This is a genomic window from Pseudomonas sp. PS01299, assembly GCF_029960145.1.
GTDB lineage: Bacteria > Pseudomonadota > Gammaproteobacteria > Pseudomonadales > Pseudomonadaceae > Aquipseudomonas > Aquipseudomonas putida_A.
In genome coordinates this window covers 1-4,985 of the sequence record NZ_JASCPO010000326.1, presented here as the reverse complement: position 1 = coordinate 4,985, position 4,985 = coordinate 1, and the positions used below count along the sequence as shown (strand labels likewise).

Here is a 4,985-nt window from a genome sequence, read left to right as displayed (position 1 = left end):
CTCCCACACTGGAACGCATTCCAACTGTGGGAGCGGGCTTGCTCGCGAAGGCGATAGTCCGGTCACCGCACAATTCCGGTGACTCAACCATCAGCGAATACCCGCGAGTAACGTCCGTGCCGTTTGCCTGAGGGGTTCATCCCCTTCCTTGAGCAACTCATTGAGCAAGGCAATCGCGCTGTCGATATCCCCATCATCAATGCAGGTCTGTGCCTGTTCGAGTTTCTCCGAGCCGTGTTCCGGCTCAGTCGCCGCTAGATCCAGCGGCTCCAGCGCCAGCAACTCGCCCGGGTCGCCGAATTCGTTAAGAAAGTCATCGTCCAGCGGCTGCGCGTCCGGTTCGGGGATCCACTCCAGCTCCGCCTCTTCGCTGGCCCCGGTTTCGGGTAACTCGAAGTCCGCTGGCAGGATTTCCAGGCCGGAGTTCGATGCAGTCCGCTCTACGGGCTGCTCAGGTGTCGAACGACTGTCTTCAAGATCCCAACTGGACGCCATCGACAGCTCACCCAGATTCAACTCGAAATCATCCTCGGCCGCCGGTGGCGCAGGCGCCACCGCTGCGGCGGCGGCAATTGGCAGCACCGGGGTTATCGGCGCAGCGCCGGTCAATTTTGAATGCCGCTCTCGGATCGCAGCCAGTTGCTGAGGATCCACCCCGGCATCACGCAGGCGGTGTTCCTGTTGTTCATAAGCAGCGCTGTCGCCCTGCCGCCCCAGCACTTCGAGCAATTGCACACCCAATTCGGTGCGCTCGGGCTCCTTGTCCATGGCATTGCGCAACAACCCGACCGCCTCACTCAAACGCCCATAAGCCAGATAGATCCCCACCGCCTCCAGCACATCGCCGGCCGCCGGTTCTTCACGGTGTTCGGTGGCTGCGCGGATGCTCGCCGATTGAGTGGTTGGCGGGTCTTCAGGATCTGTTTGCCGATCTGCCGGCAGAGCTGCCAGTGGCGCCGCGCCCTCCACCAGTTGCCGCCGACGTCGTACGAACAGCCCGGCACCCAATAATCCCAGCAGCATCAGCAAGCCACCGAGCAGCGGCCAGTTGAGGCCATCGTCGGCAGCTTCAGGCGCGGTGGTGACCGGCGCGGGTGTTGGCGGTGTAACGGCCGGTGCCGCTGGCTTTTGCAATTCGCTCAAACGCGTTTGCAGATCACTGACCTGCTTTTTGCCGTCGGCAATCTGCACATCTTGCGCCTGCAGTCTGGCGTTGAGTTCGTCCACGGTCTTCTGCAACTGCTGATTGAGCAACACGCTGGCCGCCAATTGCTCGGCCACGGCATCGTTGGCTGGCGCCGCCGGAGCGGGTGGCGCTGAAGGGGCGGCGTCGCGCTTGCCCTGAGCAGCCTGAGGCGCCGCCGTGGCAGGTTCGACGGTGGGAAATTCAGAAGATTGCGGACGTGGATCGGGCTCGTCGGTGGCCGGCACGATACTCGGCGATCCGGGTGGATCGATCAGCAGCGTGTACTCGCGCAGCAGGCGGCCATTGGGCTGATTGAGCTGCACCAGAAAATTCAGAAAGGGTTCATTGACCGGTTTGCGCGAGGTCACCCGGATCATCTGGCGATTGCCATGCAGGATCGGGGTGAACTTGAGGTCATTGAGGAAGAACACCCGCTCAACCCCGGCCCGGGCGAATTCATCCGCGGTGGCCAAGCTGGCCGAGAGGTCGCTGGCACTGAGGCCCGCGGCATCCACCAGGGCGATGTCGGCCTTGAGCGGCTGATTGAGGGCTGAGTGGACGGTAATGTCCCCCAACCCCAGCGCCATCGACCAGGTCGAATAGCTGAATACACCAGCGACCAGCAGCCATCTGGCGCCACCGCGCAGTACAACGTGCCGACTTGCGAGCATGAGCATCCCTTAAATAAGCAAAACCGGTTTCTATGCGTTCGCACATCCGGTACGAACACGATATTGCCCAGTAGTTCTTATAGTCTGCTCTGCGCGATCCCTCAAAAAACGGCGCGCGGTTTATGCCTCAAGATTTTTCCAGGTTGCCCAGAATGTGCCCGTGAACGCGCATGCATACCTTAAGATCCGCCTCGTCGACGCCTTCGAACAATTCGTGACGCAACTGTGTAGCGATGGTTTCGATTTGTTCGATCAGCGGCAGCGCCGGAGCGCAGAGCACGATTTTTTTCGCCCGGCGGTCTTCCATCACCGACTGACGTTGCACCAGGCCCTGGCTTTCCAGGCTGTCGAGCAAGCGCGCGAGGGTCGGCCCTTCGACACCGACGCTTTGCGCCAGCTCGCGTTGGGTCGGCGCGTCTTCGAAACGCGCCAGATGCAGCAGCACCAGCCAGCGCGCCTGGGACAAGCCCAGACCGGCCAGCCGGCGATCCAGTTCGGCACGCCAGCCACGAGACATCTGGGCCAATTGCATGCCAAAGCGGTGTTGATCGGTTAACGGCATAAAACACTCATGAGTAGACTGACAAATAGAGAAAAACTAATTATTAGTCAGCTAAGCATGACATTTGGCTATAGGCAAGAGCCGACCTGTACTGAATCGTTACAACTGCCTGACGGTTGGCGCAATCGCCGTCTTACATTTCGAATTCAGATTGCAGCGCAGCCCTTACGCAGTAAAGAACACCCTCCGGAACGCGACCGGCGAACAGCTCGGCCACTTCGGCGACCGACGGCAACTCGCCCTCGCCGTCGAGGAACGCGTCCTGCACTTCGCCCATCAGTTCTTCAGGCAAGTCGAGCGCCTGCTCCAGCGACAACTGTTGCTTGCCGATGGCCTCGGCGAGCATCGTGTAGACGTTCTTTTCCGAGCACTGCAACTGCCCGGCGATCTGCATCGGGGTCATGCCGGCGCGGGCCAGGGTGATCAGTTCGTGGCGCACGTCGGCCACCACTTTCGGCGCTTCGGCCTCGCCGCCGAGCACTTCGAGGAAGGCCTCGCCGTAACGTTCCAGCTTGCGCGCACCAACGCCGCTGACCCGCGCCATGTCGGCCAGCGAGGTCGGCTGGCTGCGGAGCATTTCCAGCAGGGTCGAGTCGGGGAAGATGACGTACGGTGGCACGCCATGCTCCTCGGCGAGTTTGCGCCGCAGTGCACGCAAGGCTTCCCACTGTTCGCGCTCTTCGCCACGCACCAGCTGACTGGCCGGACTCTTGCTGGCGGTCTTGGCGGTGACTTGCGGCTTGAGGTCGCGGCGCAGCTCCAGGCTCACTTCGCCCTTGAGCAATGGCCGGCAGGTGTCGCTCAGGCGCAGGCCCCCGTAGCCTTCATGATCGACGTCGGCCAGACCACGCGCCACCAGTTGCCGGAACAACGAGCGCCATTCGCTCTCGCTCAGCGCCTTGCCGACGCCGTACACCGACAGGTGCTGATGGCCAAAGCTGCGGACCTTCTCGTTGTCCTTGCCCAGCAACACGTCCACCAGATGGCCGACGCCATAGCGCTGGCCGGTGCGATAGATCGCCGACAGTGCCTGGCGCGCCGGCTCGGTGGCGTCCCAGGTCTGCACGCCGTCGACGCAGTTGTCGCAGTGGCCGCACGGCTCGGGCATGTCTTCGTCGAAATACGCCAACAGCGTCTGCCGGCGGCAGCGGGTTTCTTCGCAGAGCGAGAGCATCGCATCGAGTTTGTGCTGCTCCAGACGCTTGTGGCGCTCGTCGCCCTCGGAGTTCTGCAGCATCTGCTTGAGCATCACCACGTCTTGCAGACCGTACGCCATCCACGCATCCGCCGGCAGGCCATCACGGCCGCCGCGCCCGGTTTCCTGGTAATAGGCTTCCAGGGATTTCGGCAGATCGAGGTGCGCGACGAAACGCACGTTGGGCTTGTCGATGCCCATGCCGAACGCCACGGTGGCGACCATGATCAGGCCTTCCTCGTTGAGGAAGCGTTTCTGGTGGTAGGCGCGCAGATCATTGGGCAGACCGGCGTGATACGGCAGCGCCGGGAAGCCCTGCTCGCTGAGGAACGCGGCAACTTCCTCGACCTTCTTGCGCGACAGGCAATAGACGATGCCGGCATCGCTGCGGCGTTCGGCAAGGAACGCCAGCAACTGCTTGCGCGGCTGCTCCTTGGGCACGATGCGGTAGAAGATGTTCGGGCGGTCGAAGCTCGACAGGAAACGCTCGGCGTTCTGCAAGTGCAGGCGGGTGACGATTTCTTCGCGGGTACGCTTGTCGGCGGTGGCAGTCAGGGCGATGCGCGGTACGTCGGGGAACATTTCCGCCAACTGGCCCAGTTGCAGGTATTCCGGGCGGAAATCATGGCCCCATTGCGACACGCAGTGCGCTTCGTCGATGGCGAACAGGGCGATGTTCAAGCCTTGCAGGAACGACAGCATGCGCGGCTGCACCAGACGCTCGGGCGCCAGATAGAGCATCTTCACTTCACCGCGTTTGATCCGCGCCGCCAGATCGCGCTGCTGTTCGGCGCTCAACGTGGAGTTCAGCGCCGCAGCGGCCACGCCCAGCTCTTCGAGGGTGGCGACCTGATCGTCCATCAGCGCGATCAACGGCGACACCACCACCGCCAGGCCTTCGCGCAGCAACGCCGGGACCTGGAAGCACAAGGACTTGCCGCCACCGGTAGGCATCAGCACCAGCGCATCACCGCCGCTGGCCACGCGCTCAATGATTGCACCCTGACGGCCACGGAAACTGTCGTAGCCGAAGATGTCCTTGAGGACGCGTTGAGCCTGTTCGAGCATAAAAACTCCAAAAATCTACCGAAACATCCCTGCACAGGCTGGTTCAGGACAGCCACAGCTGCTTAAACAAAACGTAAGAGCGCATTGCAATGACAGCCGCAATACGAGCAGGGAGCGCAAAACGCGGCAGTATACCCGAGCGTTCCCCGGCACAGGGTGCCGCTGATAAGACTCCGCTAGCCGTCAACACGAAAACCCTGTGGGAGCGGGCTTGCTCGCGAAGGCGGCGTGCCGGTCGATGCAAAAGTGTCTGATACGCCGTATTAGCGAGCCAGCCCGCACCCACAGGGATATTCGTGTTGG

General features: G+C 62.1%; 3 protein-coding genes. All 3 read right to left on the bottom strand.

From position 1 onward, the window contains the following. Window positions 1–90: 90 nt before the first annotated feature. The 3 genes from QMX91_RS28925 to recQ all read right to left on the bottom strand — a co-directional run bounded on the left by QMX91_RS28925 (window position 91) and on the right by recQ (window position 4,682). Window positions 91–1,857: a FimV/HubP family polar landmark protein gene (locus QMX91_RS28925; protein ID WP_282413762.1), complete on the bottom strand. Its 1,767-nt coding sequence runs from the start codon at window positions 1,855–1,857 to the stop codon at window positions 91–93. A 127-nt stretch (window positions 1,858–1,984) separates the two neighbouring features. Next, entirely contained in the window at window positions 1,985–2,419 is a 435-nt protein-coding gene (locus QMX91_RS28920; protein ID WP_027613988.1) for a MarR family transcriptional regulator, read from the bottom strand. A gap of 133 nt (window positions 2,420–2,552) precedes the next feature. Further along, window positions 2,553–4,682 carry a DNA helicase RecQ gene (gene recQ, locus QMX91_RS28915; protein ID WP_097090179.1) on the bottom strand — a complete coding sequence of 710 codons (2,130 nt, stop codon included), beginning with the start codon at window positions 4,680–4,682 and terminating at the stop codon, window positions 2,553–2,555. Window positions 4,683–4,985: the final 303 nt, after the last annotated feature.

Excerpts from the sequence above, each read along its gene's own strand:
- QMX91_RS28920 (WP_027613988.1), bottom strand. The coding sequence starts at position 2,419 with ATGCCGTTAACCGATCAACACCGCTTTGGCATGCAATTGGCCCAGATG.
- recQ (WP_097090179.1), bottom strand. The coding sequence starts at position 4,682 with ATGCTCGAACAGGCTCAACGCGTCCTCAAGGACATCTTCGGCTACGAC.
- QMX91_RS28925 (WP_282413762.1), bottom strand. The coding sequence starts at position 1,857 with ATGCTCGCAAGTCGGCACGTTGTACTGCGCGGTGGCGCCAGATGGCTG.